Origin of the sequence: Streptomyces griseorubiginosus, assembly GCF_036345115.1 — a bacterium.
GTDB lineage: Bacteria > Actinomycetota > Actinomycetes > Streptomycetales > Streptomycetaceae > Streptomyces > Streptomyces griseorubiginosus_C.
In genome coordinates, this window is the sequence record NZ_CP107766.1 from 2,915,676 (window position 1) to 2,930,119 (window position 14,444).

12 protein-coding genes and 1 pseudogene are annotated in these 14,444 nt (G+C 71.5%); 6 read left to right on the forward strand and 7 right to left on the reverse strand.

Features of this window, described 5'->3' with window-relative positions:
- Positions 1–94: 94 nt before the first annotated feature.
- The 5 genes from OHN19_RS12935 to OHN19_RS12955 form a co-directional block, all read right to left on the reverse strand.
- Positions 95–1,831: an RICIN domain-containing protein gene (locus OHN19_RS12935; protein ID WP_330269593.1), complete on the reverse strand. Its 1,737-nt coding sequence runs from the start codon at positions 1,829–1,831 to the stop codon at positions 95–97.
- A gap of 88 nt (positions 1,832–1,919) precedes the next feature.
- The gene (locus tag OHN19_RS12940) at positions 1,920–4,046 is read right to left on the reverse strand and encodes a beta-galactosidase (RefSeq protein WP_330264339.1); all 2,127 of its coding nucleotides are present in this window, start codon (positions 4,044–4,046) and stop codon (positions 1,920–1,922) included.
- A 43-nt stretch (positions 4,047–4,089) separates the two neighbouring features.
- A complete protein-coding gene (locus tag OHN19_RS12945; protein WP_330264340.1) occupies positions 4,090–5,058 on the reverse strand; it encodes a carbohydrate ABC transporter permease in 969 nt (322 codons plus the stop codon).
- Positions 5,055–5,996, reverse strand: coding sequence for a sugar ABC transporter permease (locus tag OHN19_RS12950; protein ID WP_330264341.1), 942 nt, complete (start codon positions 5,994–5,996; stop codon positions 5,055–5,057). The genes OHN19_RS12945 and OHN19_RS12950 overlap by 4 nt, the downstream gene beginning before the upstream one ends.
- Positions 5,997–6,111: 115 nt before the next feature.
- Positions 6,112–7,509 (reverse strand): ABC transporter substrate-binding protein, encoded by a 1,398-nt coding sequence (locus OHN19_RS12955; RefSeq protein WP_330264342.1) that lies wholly within the window; start codon positions 7,507–7,509, stop codon positions 6,112–6,114.
- Here OHN19_RS12955 and OHN19_RS12960 point away from each other — a divergent pair.
- Positions 7,508–7,675, forward strand: a complete 168-nt coding sequence (locus OHN19_RS12960) for a hypothetical protein (RefSeq protein ID WP_330264343.1) — start codon at positions 7,508–7,510, stop codon at positions 7,673–7,675. The two genes, OHN19_RS12955 and OHN19_RS12960, sit on opposite strands and share 2 nt — an antisense overlap.
- Before the next feature lie 529 nt (positions 7,676–8,204).
- Here the strand turns inward: OHN19_RS12960 and OHN19_RS12965 are convergent.
- A pseudogene (locus tag OHN19_RS12965) lies at positions 8,205–9,209 on the reverse strand (LacI family DNA-binding transcriptional regulator); the annotation flags it as partial.
- A gap of 230 nt (positions 9,210–9,439) precedes the next feature.
- Between OHN19_RS12965 and OHN19_RS12970 the strand changes: the two are divergent.
- The 3 genes from OHN19_RS12970 (at position 9,440) to OHN19_RS12980 (ending at position 11,050) form a co-directional block, all read left to right on the forward strand.
- Positions 9,440–9,805: a signal peptidase I gene (locus OHN19_RS12970; RefSeq protein WP_330264344.1), complete on the forward strand. Its 366-nt coding sequence runs from the start codon at positions 9,440–9,442 to the stop codon at positions 9,803–9,805.
- A 124-nt stretch (positions 9,806–9,929) separates the two neighbouring features.
- Positions 9,930–10,487: a glycoside hydrolase family 25 protein gene (locus tag OHN19_RS12975; protein WP_330264345.1), complete on the forward strand. Its 558-nt coding sequence runs from the start codon at positions 9,930–9,932 to the stop codon at positions 10,485–10,487.
- A 20-nt stretch (positions 10,488–10,507) separates the two neighbouring features.
- Positions 10,508–11,050, forward strand: coding sequence for an MOSC domain-containing protein (locus tag OHN19_RS12980; protein ID WP_330264346.1), 543 nt, complete (start codon positions 10,508–10,510; stop codon positions 11,048–11,050).
- Between the two features lie 31 nt (positions 11,051–11,081).
- Here the strand turns inward: OHN19_RS12980 and OHN19_RS12985 are convergent, their stop codons facing one another.
- Positions 11,082–11,759, reverse strand: a complete 678-nt coding sequence (locus tag OHN19_RS12985) for a FadR/GntR family transcriptional regulator (RefSeq protein ID WP_330264347.1) — start codon at positions 11,757–11,759, stop codon at positions 11,082–11,084.
- A gap of 181 nt (positions 11,760–11,940) precedes the next feature.
- Here OHN19_RS12985 and OHN19_RS12990 point away from each other — a divergent pair, with 181 nt between their 5' ends.
- Positions 11,941–13,650 (forward strand): 2-isopropylmalate synthase, encoded by a 1,710-nt coding sequence (locus OHN19_RS12990; RefSeq protein WP_419249518.1) that lies wholly within the window; start codon positions 11,941–11,943, stop codon positions 13,648–13,650.
- Positions 13,647–14,435 carry an ABC transporter ATP-binding protein gene (locus tag OHN19_RS12995; RefSeq protein ID WP_330264348.1) on the forward strand — a complete coding sequence of 263 codons (789 nt, stop codon included), beginning with the start codon at positions 13,647–13,649 and terminating at the stop codon, positions 14,433–14,435. Before OHN19_RS12990 ends, OHN19_RS12995 begins: the two co-directional genes overlap by 4 nt.
- Positions 14,436–14,444: the final 9 nt, after the last annotated feature.

Sequence of the window (14,444 nt, forward strand, 5' to 3'; positions counted from 1 at the left end):
TGGCGTTCGATATCCCGCGTGGGAGTATGACACGGTCCTTCCGCGGCAGGTAGATGGTGGTGGCCCGGAATGCGCACCGAACCACCACCACCGGCTAGCGGACGAGCTTCCAGTCCTGCGAACCGTCGTCGGCCGCGTTCTGGAGGGTCAGGGGCGCCGAGGTGGAGGCGCCGGTCAGATAGAGGCTCGTGTTCTTGACGGCCTGGAGCCGGTAGTAGCCGTCGGCGGACCTGACGAGGTTCCAGCTGCCCGTCGAGCTGTTGTCGACCCACTGGCCGATGCGCTGGCCCACGGTGGCGTTGCCCGTCCAGACGGCGGCGGAGCGGCCGCCCGACTTGTTCAGCAGGGTCGTACCGCCGCCCGGCTCGGTCACCACGTGCCAGTACTGGGTGTCCCGGTTCGCCGCCGCGCCCGAGTCCTCCAGGACCACGTCCGGGGTGTCCGCGTTGCCGAGGTTGGCGTCGTTGGTCCTGTTGCCGGTGCCGATCACCTGGCCCGTCTTCCGGTTGACCAGCCGGTAGTAGGCGCCGGCGGAGTCACCGAGGTCGACCTCGGCGTACGCGATCGTGGACGTGCCCTGGTTGTTGAGGATCGCGATGCGGCCGGTGCCGTCGACGTACTGGAGGTTGCGGCTGTAGGCCGCCGGTGAGGTGGTCTGGTACTCCGTCCACACTCCGTCGCTGCGTCCGCTGTCGTTGACCCACACGTCGCCGCTGTTGGACGCGTTGTAGACCAGTCGCCCGTCGGGCAGCCGGATCAGCACCGGGCTGCCCCCGCCGCTGAGCGGACGGGAACCCGCGACGACCGGCAGCGAGCCGACCGACATGCCCGTCTGGCTGCCCTTGAAGAACTTCAGCGGGTCGTCGGCGATCACGTACCGGGTGTTGGCGCCGCCGCCCCAGTACTCGAAGGTGAGCATCCACCTGCCGTCGGTCGTGGGCACGACGTTGGTCATGCCCGGCCGGCCTCCGCCGATCTCGGTCTTGCCGCCGCCCATGTCCTGGACGGATCCGGAGACGTCGACGACGGGGTCGCTCCAGCCGGCGCTCCTCCCGTCCCAGGTCCGGTGCACGAGGATCTGGCCGTGCGAGTCGGTCGCCGTGTCGTTGGCGGGGTCCTTCCTGGGGACGCCGGTGACCGGGTCGAAGCCGGTGTAGTCGTTCTCGTCGGAGTAGTAGCAGACCAGCTTGCCCTTGTGGACCATCAGGTACGGCTCCCAGAGCGGGTCCACCTGCCGGTACGTGTTGGCGGCGGCGACGTTCTGCCCGACCGCGCCCGCGCTGCCGCCCTGCCACCCGCCGGTCGCGACGACGTTGACGACCTTCCAGCTGCGGCCCTGGTCGGTGCTGGAGTACAGGGCGATGGCCAGGTCGCTGCGGTCCCCGTCGTTGTTCGCGGTCCAGTTCGGGTCGGCCGCCTTGTGCTCCTTGTAGTAGGCGTCGTCGCCGGAGACGACACTCGCCAGGAGCAGCGTGCCGGCCTTCATCCCGCCGACGCCCTGCGGGAGCACGTACAGGTACGGGTTGGTCCAATTGCTCGTGTACCGGGCGTACTTGGGGTCCTTGGAGAGGTACGCGGGAGCCTTGACCTCCGACAGGGGCTGCCAGCTCGTGCCGTCGTCGTCGCTCTTGTAGACCGGCAGGGTCTGGCCGGCCGCGCTGCCCGAGGACGTCACGACCGTCGACTTCTCGAAGGACGCGACCAGCCGTCCGCCGGGCAGTTGGGCCGACTTCGGGTAGACCGCGCAGTTGCCCCGCCCCTTCAGACACGGCTCACCGCCCAGCTGGTACAGGGTCCCGCCGGTCGGGTTGTACGCCTGGGCTCCGGCCATGGAGCCGGCCAGCAGTGCCGCCGCCGCAATCGAACTGCCCAGCGCCTTTGCTGTGGTTCTTCTCTTCACTGCCCCTCCTTCGGGGATGTCACGGTGTTGCGGTGATGAGCACACGGACGTCCCAGGGACCCAGAGCCAGCGTGCTGCCGGCGGGAACGGACGTGCCGTCCAGAACGTCGGAGAGTTCGGCCGGCACGCTCACGCTCGCGGCCTCCCAGCTCCAGTTGTGAACGATGTGGACCCGACGGCCGTCGGGAGCGGTGCCGGTGGTCGCGGTGACCGACTCGGGGAGGTCCTGCCATCCGCCGGTCGGGGTGGGCGCCAGCCATTCGGCGAGCGCCCGGGCGAGATCGCGGCCCGGTGCCGTGCCGACGGTCGTGACCCGGCCCGTGCCGTGGACCCGGGTGGTGATCGCCGGCCACCGGCCGAAGTGCGGGTGGTCGTAGCCCGCGAGCACCTCGGCGTCGGTGGCGTTCAGGCACTCGATCCACCGGGTCGCGGTCGCGGACCCGGTCAGCCGCAGCGGGCCGCCGGGCGTCCCGCGCACGGGAACGTCCTGGTGGAGGTTGCTGAATTCGTCGTACGACACACCCGCGGCCTCGGCGAGACGGCCGGGGGCCGGGGTGAGCCGGGCCCTCGCCTCGTGGTCGGCGTAGCCGGTACGGGGCCCGAGGACCAGGTGGCCGCCCGCGCGGGCGTAGGCCTCCAGCCGGTCCAGGGTGACGTCGTCGACGACGTACAGGGCCGGGACGACGAGGACCGGGTGACGCCGTACGGCCTCCTCCGGGGTCAGGTCGCCCAACTGCCGGGCGTGCACGATCCGTACCTGGCGGCGGGCGTCGAACGCGCCGCGGTAGAAGGGGTCGAAGAGGCGGTGGTAGGCGGCGGTGTCCGGTTCGCCGTCGGGGGTCGCGAGCGGCGGGTACTTCTGCATGAGCCACTTGCTGGGCGTCGAGTAGACCATCGTGAGGTCGGCGTCCGGTTCGAGGCCGGCGACCAGCGGGCCCGCGGCCTCGAACTCGGCGCCCAGCCGGGCTAGTTCGGCGTACGTGCGACCCGGTCGGCCGGTGTGCGGGAGGACTCCGCCCCAGTAGGTCTCGGCGCCGAAGCGCAGGGTCTGCCACTGCCAGTACTCGATCATCCGGGCGCCGCGCGCCACGTGCGCCCAGGCGGCCTGGCGCCACTGGCCGTCGTAACCGGGCCGGTTGTCCCAGGCGAAGCCGATGCTCTGGGCGTTGGTCTCGGTGACGAGGAAGGGCTCCTGGCGGGAGGAGAACATCCAGTCGGCGGTCTGGTACATCGACCAGACGCCGGTGGTCTTCCAGACCTGCTCGTGGGTGTCGGGGGTGGGGTCGGGGAGCAGCAGGCCGTCCTGCATGTCGTAGTACGGGTTTCCGGAGGCGATGTCGAGCCGGGCGGCGAGCTCGTCGTCGGCCACCCCCTGGCGGGTGTACGAGATGCAGGTGGTGACGAACTGCCCCTCGCGCGCGTACTCGCGGACGATGTCGGCCTGCCAGCCGATGAACTCGGTGACCTGGCGGGCCTGGAACTCCCGCCAGGCGACGTCGTACTGCGGCTGTTCGTTGCCGTCGGGCGTCCACAGGTCGGACCAGTCGGACAGCCGGTGCGACCAATACACCAGTCCCCACTCGCGGTTGAGGGACTCGACGTCGCCGTACCTGTCCCGCAGGTGGTCCACGAACCGCTGGAAGACCCCGCGGTTGTGGAGGAGGTGCAGGCCGGGTTCGTTGTCGACCTGCCAGCCGATGACCGCCGGGTGGTCGGCGTACCGTGCGGCGATCTTCCGGATGACCCGCTCGGCGTGGAAGCGGAACGCGGGGTGGGTGAAGTCGATCTCCTGCCGGGCACCCCAGCCCATCCGCTGCCCGGTGGCGCGCTCGGCGGTGATCTCCGGGTACTGGCGGGCCAGCCACTGCGGTGCGGCGTACGTCGGTGTGCCGAGGATGACGGAGATGCCTCGCTCGTGGGCGCCGTCGAGGACGGGCTGGAGCCAGTCGAGGTCGAAACGGCCGTTGCTCGGCTCCCAGGTCGACCAGACCGACTCGCCGACCCTGATGACGGTGAAGTGCGCCTCGGCCATCAGGTCCAGGTCGGTCTTCAGCCGTTCGTCCGGCTGGAGTGCGGGGTCGTAGGCGGGCGTGTACTCGTGGTAGTACGCGGCGCCGAACAGGACACGGGCAGGCAGAGCCGCCATGGGGGGAACCTCCGGGAGACGGGAGACGAGGGAGAGGTGTGCGCTACTGCTTGACGCCGCCGGAGGCGAGGCCGCTCTGCCAGTACCGCTGGAGCAGCAGGAACGCCACGACGAGCGGGACGATCGAGATCAGCGAGCCGGTCACCACGAGCGCGAGCATGTCGCTGCTGGCGCCGGATCCGCCGTTCTGGGCCTGCGCGGCCCAGGAGGACAGGCCGACCGTGATCGGGTACAGGTCCGGGTCGTTGAGCATGATCAGCGGCAGGAAGTAGTTGTTCCAGGTCGCCACCAGCGTGAACAGCAGGACCGTGACCAGGCCGGGACCGAGCAGCCGCAGCACGATCCGGAAGAAGATCCGCAGTTCGCCGGCCCCGTCGATACGGGCGGCCTCCAGGAGGCTCTCGGGTACGGCGTCCTCGGCGTAGACCCGCATCAGGTAGAGGCCGAAGGGGTTGACCAGGGAGGGCAGGATGACCGCCCATGGGGTGTTGACCAGGCCCGCCTTCGCGAACAGCAGATAGGTCGGGATGGCCAGCGCGGTGGCCGGGACCATGACCGCGCCGACCACGAGGTTGAAGGCCGCCCGGTCGCCGCGGAAGCGGAACTTGGCGAACCCGTACCCGCCGGCCGCCGCCAGCAGTGCGGCACCGACGGCGCTGACCCCCGCGTAGAGGACCGTGTTGAGCAGCCAGTGCACGAAGACGCCGTCGTCCTGGGTGAAGGTGTCCTTGACGTTGGTCAGCAGCTGCGGGGCGTGCGAGAACCACAGCCCGAACGTGTTGAACAGGTCCTGGGTGCTCTTGGTCGAGGCGATCACCAGCCAGAACAGCGGCAGCAGGAAGTAGGCGAGGGCGGCCAGCATGGCGATGGTCAGCGGGGTGCTGCGGCGGGGGCCGCGCCGGGGCCGCCTCGGCAGTGCGCCGCGGGCCGGTTTGGCGGCCGGGGTGGTCGGGGCCGCCGCGGGCGGGGTGCCCTGGGCGAGGGGGGCCGAGGGCTGGGGAGTGGTCGTCATGACGTCCTCCTGCGGTTCGCGGTGAGCAGGACGGCGTAGGAGACGATCACGATGACGAGGCCGAGGAGGAAGGACACCGTGGCCGCGTAGTTGACCTGCTGGCCGGTGAAGGCGAGGGAGTAGGCGTAGAGGTTGGCGGTGTAGGAGCTGCTGATCACGTCGGGGGCGACCTTCATCAGCAGGTTGGGCTCGTTGAAGAGCTGGAAGCTGCCGATCACCGAGAACAGCAGGGTGAGCAGCAGCGCCGGGCGCAGCGCGGGCAGCTTGATCGACCAGGCGATCCGCCAGGCCCCGGCGCCGTCCATGGCGGCGGCCTCGTACAGCTCGGCCGGGATCGTGCGCAGGGCGGCGTACAGGATGATCATGTTGTAGCCGACGAACTCCCAGGTCACGATGTTCGCGAGGCTCCCGAGCATCCAGCCGTCGCTGAGGAACCGCGGCACCGGCAGGCTGAGGTCGCGGCTGAGCTGGGCGAACGGGCCGAAGTCCGGGCCGTACAGATAGCCCCACATGAGGGCGGCGACCACGCTCGGCACGGCGTACGGGACGAAGATGCCGAGGCGGATCACCCGGGCCAGCCGCAGCAGGCCGCTGTCGAGCGCGAGGGCGAACAGCAGCGCCAGCAGCAGCATCAGCGGGACCTGGATCACGAAGAACAGCGCGACGCGTACGACGCCGTGGACGAGCAGCGGGTCGGTCACGGCCTGGACGTAGTTGTCGAGGCCGACGAAGACCGTCCCGCCGATCAGCCGCTCCTGGTAGAGGCTGAGGTAGGCGGCGAAGCCGAGGGGGGCGAGGAAGAGCAGCAGGAACAGCACCATGAAGGGGGCGACGAACAGGGGCCCTGCCGACCGGCGGTGGCGCCTGCCGCCGCGCGCGGGGCGGTTCGGCCCGTCTCGGCGCCGGCCTTTGGGGGAGGCCGCGGTTGTGGCAGTCATGGGCGGGCCTTTCTGAGGGAGGGGGCGGCTGCGGGAGGGAGCGGGTGCGGGAGGGACCGGTGTCGGAGGAGGCGGGCGGGCCCCGGGCCGGGTGGCTCGGGGCCCTTGCGGGCCGTCAGGACGTGACCGTGAAGCCCTGCTTCTTCGCGTAGCCGGTGAGCCGCGTCTGCCAGGCACCGAGCGCGCGCACGGTGTCGGTCTTGTCGGCGAGGGACTTGCCCACGGTCTCGGTCCAGTCCGTGGCCGCCTGGTCGAGGAACGGCGGCCACTGGAAGGACGGCGAGACCGTGGAGCTGACGTCGGCGAAGACCTGGTTGACCTTCTGGCCGCCGTAGAAGGAGGGCGCGTCGCCCGTGAAGCTCGCGTCCCCGAGCAGGGCCTTGGTGGCCGGGAAGAAGAACTGCTCGGTGGCGAACATCCTCGCGCTCGCCGGGTCGCTGTTGAGGAACTGCGCGAACAGCGCGGCGGCGATCGGGTTCTTGGTGCTCTTGATGACGGCGGTGGTCGAACCGCCCCAGTTGCCGGAGCTCGGCTTGGCCGCGTCCCACTGCGGCAGCGGGGCCGCGCGCCAGTGACCGGCGGTGGACTTGGCCGAGCCGGACAGGAAGGCCGGGCCCCAGGCCGCGGTGATCCAGGTGGCGTACTTGCCCTTGTTCAGGGCCGCGTACCAGGAGTCGGCGAAGTCGGGCTCGGTGCCGATGACGCCTTCCTCGGCGAGGCCGCCCCAGTAGTCGCCGAGCTTGCGGGAGACGGCGTCGTCGACGCTGATGGTGATGTCGCTCTTGCCCGACAGGGCGTAGGGCTTGGCCCCCGCCTGCCAGAGCAGGCCGTGCCAGGCGGCGGCCTCGTTCGCCGCGAGGTTGGTGAGGTAGACGTTCGGGTCGGCCTTGTGCAGCGTGCGGGCCGCGGCGGCGAACTCGTCCCAGGTGGTGGGGACTTCGATCTTGTGCTGGTCGAAGATGTCCTTGCGGTAGAGCATGCCCATCGGGCCGGTGTCCTGCGGGATCGCGAAGACCTCCCCGTCGGCTCCGCTGACCTGTCCCCACGTCCAGTCGACGAAGGTGTCCTTGAGCTTGGCGGCGCCGTACGGGCGCAGGTCCAGCAGGCTGTCGGTGATGGTGAAGGTCGGGATCGCCTGGTACTCGATCTGTACGGCGTCGGGGGCGCCGCTGCCGGCCTTGAGCGCGGTGCGCAGCTTCGTGTAGTGGGTGACGCCCTGTCCGGCGTTGACGACCTTGACCTTGATGGCCGGGTACTTCTGCTGGAAGAGCGCGATCTCCTTGTCGATGTTCGGGACCCAGGTCCAGAACACCAGCTCGGTGGGCGTCTTCATCGCCTTGTCGATGTCGGCCTGGCTGACCGCCTTGGCGGCGGAGCCGCCACCGGAGCCGCTGCCACCGCTGCCGCCTCCGCAGGCGGAGAGGGTGCTCGCGAGGGTCAGGGCGCCGGTCGCGGCGAGGAAGCCGCGGCGGTTCAAGGGGGCCGAGGAGGCGGCTGAGAGGAATTTCGACATGGTGGACTCCGCAGAGGGCGTAGGGAATCGGCGCACCGGCGACGGCGTGCTGTTCGGGATGTCAGAGCTGGGTTCGGCACGGGCGGCGGGGCGGGGCCGGGGCCGGCGGGCCGTGGGGTGTTTCCTCACGGGGGCCGGGGCGGGGCACGTCACGCTCGTCGGCTGACAGGGGGGCTCCCGCCGGGGGCGGCGGGAGGGGGCAGGGGCCCATGGCGGGCTCATCGGCTCGGGGGGAGCGCCCAGGCCTCCGCGCAGGTGAGTGGGCGGTACGACGACCCGATGCGACGGGGCCGGCTGGCGCACTCAGGTGCGGGGTGCGGGGGGCTGCGGGTGAGGGTGGGCGCTGGGGGTGGGCGGGTCTCCCATCGGGATCGGGGAACGGGGTACCGGGTACGGGCTGCGAGCCGGTGAGCTGCGGGGCGGACGACGGGTCAGGCTGTGGTTCGCCCGACGGGTCAGGCTGTGGTTCGCCGGGCGGCCGAGGGCGTTCGCTCGGGCGGGGTCGTCCGGTCCGGCACAGCGAGCCGATCCGGCACAGGGACCCGGTCCGCCGCAGCCACCCGATCCGCCGTAGCCATCCGGCTCGGCACAGCGGGCCGGTCCGCCGCAGCCGCCCGATCCGCCGCAGTCACCCGACCCGGCACAGCCACCCGGTCCCCCGCCCCCACCCGGTCCGACAAGACCGTCCGACCCGGCGACACCGTCCGACCCGGCGGGGGCCCCGTGGACGCTCGTACGACGAGGTTGATCGGCGGGTCGTCCAGCGGGATCGGCGCGGCGTCCGGGTTCTCGATCGCGTGCACCAGACGCTTCAGGCCGTCCTGCGCCGTCGCGTCGAACGGCTGCCGGACCGTCGTCAGCGGCGGAGTCACATACGCGGCCACCGGTATGTCGTCCAGACCGACGACACTGACGTCCTCCGGCACCCGCCGACCCGTCTCCAGCAGCGCGCGGATCAGCCCGATGGCCATGTCGTCGTTGGCGGCGAACACCGCCGTGACCTCACCGTCCCCGGCCAGTTCGAGCCCCGCGCGGTACCCGGAGGCGGCCGACCAGTCGCCCACGGTCACCGGCGGTTCGCGCCTGCCGTGCGCGGCCAGCGTGGCCCGCCATCCCTCCATCCGGTCCCTGGCGGCGTACCAGCGCTGTGGACCGGCGAGATGGTGGACGGTCGGGTGCCCGAGGTCCAGCAGATGCTCGGTGACGGCCCGGGCCAGCTGGTGGGCGACGAGCCCCGCGGTCACCACCCGGTGCGCGGTGAACGGCGGCGGCGCACCGAGGACCAGGAACGGCACGTCGGCGCGGATCGCGACACCGGCGTCCCCCTCCTCGTCGATCGGCTCGGAGATGACGATGCCGTCCACGCCCTGGTCGAGGAGCGAGTCGACGGCACCGGCGATCCCCGCGGCGTCCCCTTCCACCGTGTTGACCACCCGGAGCGTGTAGCCGGTGTCCCGGACGGCCCGCTCCAGGCCCATCAGCAGCGAGGCGGGTCCGTACAGCGCGGTACCGAGCGTCACCACGCCGATGGACCGGGTCCGCCCGGAGGCCAGCGCCCGGGCGGCGTGGTTCAGCCGGTAGCCGAGGGTCTCGGCCGCTTCCAGGACCCGTCGGCGCAGGTCACCGGAGACGTACTGCTCACCGTTCATGACCCTGGACACCGTCTTCTGCGAGACGCCCGCCAGCCGCGCCACGTCGATGCTGCGTGGTGCGGTGCCGGTGCTGCGGCTAGCCAGTCGTGCCATGGGTCTCTCCTGATCTCCGGCAGTCGTCAGCCCGGCTGTCCCGTATGACTGCGCTGACATGACTGCGCAGACATATCTACGCAGCAGGGCTCCGCGCGTCAAGGGTTTCCGCAACATTGCCGTCGTCCGCGAGTGGGACACCGCGCCGGTTCCCGGCAAAACGGAAGTTGCTAGCATCCCCCGCCATGAACGACAGCGTGTACGTGGGCAACGCCGGCAAGGACGCCCCGCTGGACCGGGGTTGGCTCCTCGGCCACTTCAAGGAGCCGGGCGATCCGCGCCACAGCGAGGCAGTGGAGATCAAGTGGGGCATCCACCCGCGCGGCGACCGGCGCAAGGAGTGGGTGCGGGGCGAGGCACGTACCGCGCTGCTGGTCCTGATCAGCGGACGTTTCCGGGTGGAGCTGCCCGGGCGGGACGTGGTCCTGGCGGAGCAGGGCGACTACGTCGTGTGGGGGCACGGGGTCGACCACTCCTGGTACGCGGAGGAGGAGTCGGTGCTCCTGACCGTCCGGTGGCCGTCCGTGCCCGGTTACGCGGTGCCGCAGTAGCCTCCCCGAGGCGGCGCGGCAGCGTCCCGGAGGGGGCGCGGCAGCCTCCCCGAGGTGTCTTCCGGCGCATCGGGGGCATCATGACAACTCCCGTCCCCCCGACGACACTTCAGGGAGCCCCCACATGCTCCGCGGTATCGATGTCAGCGCCTACCAGTCCTCGTCCTACGCCACGGACGGTCTCTCCTTCGTCTTCATCAAGGCGACGGAGGGCCGCTCCTACGTCAACCCGAAACTCGCGGCGCAGACCAAGCACGCGCGCGACGCCGGCCTGGTCGTCGGCTTCTACCACTTCCTGTGGCCCGGCAACCTCACCGCCCAGGCCGAGTACTTCGTCAAGCACGCCCCCGAGAAGGCGGGCGACATCCTCGCCGTGGACTGGGAGACGACCGGCGAGGGCACCCACGCGACCAACGCGGAGAAGGACGCCTTCATCCGCAAGGTGCGGCAGCTCCGGCCGAACAACAGGGTGATCCTGTACTGCAACCGGCACTACTGGCTGAACGTCGACACCACGTCCTACGCCGGCGACGGCCTCTGGATCGCCGACTACGTCACGGCGGGCAAGCCCCGCATCCAGGCGAAGTGGCGCTTCCACCAGTACACCGACGACCCGCTGGACAAGAACGTCGCCGACTTCGCGAGCAAGGCGGCGCTGCGGGAGTGGGCCGCCGACGCCTGACCGGCGCTTAGGCTTGCCCCATGGGTGGGATGATCAGCGCGGTCAGCAGCAACGGCACGTACTCCTTCAGCAAGCCGAACCGGGAGAGCATCACCTTGCTCGAAGGGTTCGGGGTGGAGGGGGACGTCCACGGCGGGGCAACGGTGAAGCACCGGTTCCGGATGAAGAAGGACCCCTCGCAGCCGAACCTCCGACAGGTGCACCTGATCCACGAGGAGCTCTTCGAGGAAGTACGGCAGGCCGGGTTCGAGGTCGCGGCCGGACAACTCGGCGAGAACGTCACCACCCGGGGGATCGACCTGCTGTCGCTGCCCCGGGGCACGCGGCTGCGGCTCGGCGAGACGGCCGTCGTCGAGGTGACGGGCCTGCGCAATCCGTGCGCCCAGATCGACGGGTTCCAGAAGGGCCTGATGAAGCAGGTCGTGGGCCGAGCCGAGGACGGCCGCCCGCGGTTCCGCTCCGGAATCATGAGCGTCGTGGTGACGGGCGGCGAGATACGGCCCGGCGACGCGGTGGAGATCAACCTCCCGTCCGGCCCGCACGAGCCCCTGGACATCGTGTAGCCGAGGCGGGGCCTGTCCGGCGGACGACGCCCTAGCCCCCGAACGGATCCTCCAGCTCCCCCCGCAGGATCTCCGCCGCCGCCTCCGCGTCCCCGTCCGTCACCGCCCGCACCAGCGCCGCGTGGGCCTCGTCGGCGGTATTGGGGTCGGTGGCGCGCAGGTCGGTCAGGGTCAGCAGCTCGATCAGGCCCTCGCGCAGGACCGGGGTGAACTCCCGGAAGAGGTCGGCGAGCACGGGGTTGTGGGCGGCCGCGACCACCGCCGCGTGGAAGGCGATGTCCGCGTCCACGAAGTCGGCGTCGGAGGAGGCCGAGGCGGCCCGGCGGCCCTCCAGCGCGCGTGCCATCGCCGCCACGTCCTCGGCGGTACGGCGGCGCGCGGCGAGGCGGGCCGCGTGGACCTCCACGGCCATGCGGACCTCGTAGACGTCGGTGACCGCGGCCCGGCGCAGCCGGGTCGGCCAGTCGCCCACCGCCTCCGTGGCCGTGACGTAGACCCCCGCGCCCTGCCTCGCCCGCACCAGCCCCGCCCCGGCCAGCGCCCGCAGCGCCTCCCGGACCGTGGAGCGGCCGACGCCGAGTTCCTTCGCGAGCGTGGTCTCCCCGGGCAGCTTGGTCCCGACGGGCCAGTGCCCCGCGGTGATCTGCTCGCGCAGCCGCTCGGCGGCCTGCTCGACCAGAGGGCTGGGACGGACGGGACCTAGCGGCATCTGCGGTTCACCAACTCACGCGAGGACAAGGGGCACTCAGCGAATTCTCACTTGTCTGAGGAGCTGAGGAGTGACTAGCCTACCCCCGTGATCTTCCGCGGTCTCCTTCTTCTCGGCTGCCGCGGCGGGGCCTGACGCGACCGGCACCCCGCCGCGGGACGCCGTGCTGCCGGTCCATCCCATGACCGAGCAGAAGGACACCGGCCCCATGACACCCACCCCGGCCCCCGCGGCCTCCGTCTGGAACCCCCAGCGCCCGAGCCCGATGCCGTTCCACCGCTACCGCCCCTTCCAGGACCGGGTGAACGTCCCCGTCACCGAACGGAGGTGGCCCTCCGCCCGGATCGACCGCGCACCCCTGTGGGTCCCGGTCGACCTGCGGGACGGCAACCAGGCCCTGGCCGAGCCGATGGACACCACCCGCAAGAGCCGCTTCTTCGAGCTGCTGGTGCGGACCGGCTTCAAGGAGATCGAGGTCGGCTACCCCTCCGCGAGCCGCATGGACTTCGACTTCGTCCGACACCTGGTGACCGGCGGTGCCGTCCCCGACGACGTGACCCCGGTCGTCTTCACCCCGGCCCGCGAGGACCTCCTCGACCGGACCTTCGACTCGATCGCCGGGCTGCCGCGGGCCGTCGTACACCTCTACATCGCCACCTCGCCGGTGTGGCGGGACGTCGTCCTCGGCCGGGACCGGGACGAGGTGCGGCGAACCGTGCGGGAGGCGGCCGAGCACATGGCACGGCGGGCCGACGCCCTCACCGGCACCGCCGTCCGCTTCCAGTTCTCCCCCGAGACCTTCAACCTCACCGAACCCGACTTCGTCCTCGAACTGTCCGACATGCTCACGCGGTTGTGGGACGCGAGCCCCGACCGCCCCGTCACCCTCAACCTCCCGGCCACCGTCGAGATCGCCACCCCGAACGTGTACGCCGACCAGATCGAGTACATGCACCGGAACCTCTCCCGCCGTGGCTCCGTGATCCTCTCCGTGCACCCGCACAACGACCGCGGCACCGGCGTCGCCTGCGCCGAACTCGCCGTACTGGCGGGTGCCCAGCGCGTGGAGGGCTGTCTGTTCGGCAACGGCGAGCGCACCGGGAACGTCGACCTGGTGACCCTCGCGATGAACCTGTACGCCCAGGGGGTGGACCCCATGGTCGACTTCGGGGACATCGACGCGGTGAAGGAGACCGTCGAGCACTGCAACCGGCTCCCCGTGCACCCCCGCCACCCGTACGCCGGCGACCTCGTCCACACCGCCTTCTCCGGCACCCACCAGGACGCGATCAGCAAGGGCCTCGCCCACCGGGACCAGCACCCGGACGAGCCCTGGCAGGTCCCCTACCTGCCGATCGACCCGGCCGACATCGGGCGCACCTACGAGGCGGTGATCCGCGTCAACTCCCAGTCGGGCAAGGGCGGCACGGCGTACCTGCTGCGCACCCACCACGGCATCGACCTGCCGCCCCGGATGCGCCCCGACTTCTCCCGGACCGTCCAGGAGGCCACCGACACCAGCGGCCGGGAGATGAGTCCGAAAGAGCTGTACGAGCTGTTCCGGGCCACCTATCTCACGGAGGGCGAGGTCCGGCTGCACGACGGGACGGCGTACGAGGAGGCGCCCGGCGTCCACCGCTTCGTCGGCACCCTGGAGTGCGACGACCGGGTCGGCGACCACGAGGGCACGGGCACCAGCGCGCTCTCGGCCTTCGTGGACGCGCTCGCCGGCGCCGGGTACGCGGTCGAGGTCGTCGACTTCGCCGAGGACGGCACGGCGGCCTACGCCCAGTGCCGGGTCGACGGTCGTACGGCGGCCTGGGGTGCCGGTGTGGGACCGGCCGCCGGTGTCCGGGCCGTGCTGTCCGCGGTCAATCGGGCGCTGCGGTGAGGGAGGTCCTGCGCGCCGAGGACGTCCGTGTGGTCCGGGACGGCAGGGCGATCCTCCAGGAGGTGTCCCTGACCGTCCGGGCCGGGGAGCACTGGGCGCTGCTGGGCGCCAACGGCGCGGGCAAGTCCACGCTGCTCGGCCTGCTCGGCGCCCTGACGCACCCCACCGCGGGCACGGTCGAGGTGCTGGGCCGCAGGCTGGGCCGGGTGGACCTGCGGGAGCTGCGCGCCCACGTCGGTCACGTCGACCCGCGCCATCCGCTCACCGCGCCGCTGCGGGTCCGAGACGTCGTCCTGACCGGGCTGACCAACTCCGTGGCGCTGCTCCCCCGTTGGCGGCCGACGCCGGGGCAGCTCCGGCAGGCCCACCGGCTCATCGGCACCCTCGGCCTCGCCGGTCTCGCCGACGCCCGCTGGCCCACGCTCTCCCACGGGCAGCGCGGCCGTACGCTCATCGCCCGCGCGTTGATGCCGAAGCCACGGCTGCTGCTGCTCGACGAACCGGCCACCGGCCTCGACCTGCCGGGCCGCGAGCAGCTGATCGACGCCCTGGACTCCCTGCGCCGGGAGCATCCGGAGCTGGCGACCGTCCTCGTCACGCATCACCTGGAGGAGCTTCCGCCCGGCACCACCCACGCGATGCTGCTGCGGGAGGGCCGGGTCCTCGCGCGGGGCCCGGTGTCGCACGTCCTCACCGGCGACCAGGTGGGCAGGTGCTTCGACCTGCCGCTGGTGCTGGAGCGGCACGACGGCCGCTGGACGGTACGGACCAGGCGCCCGGCATGACGAAGGGGG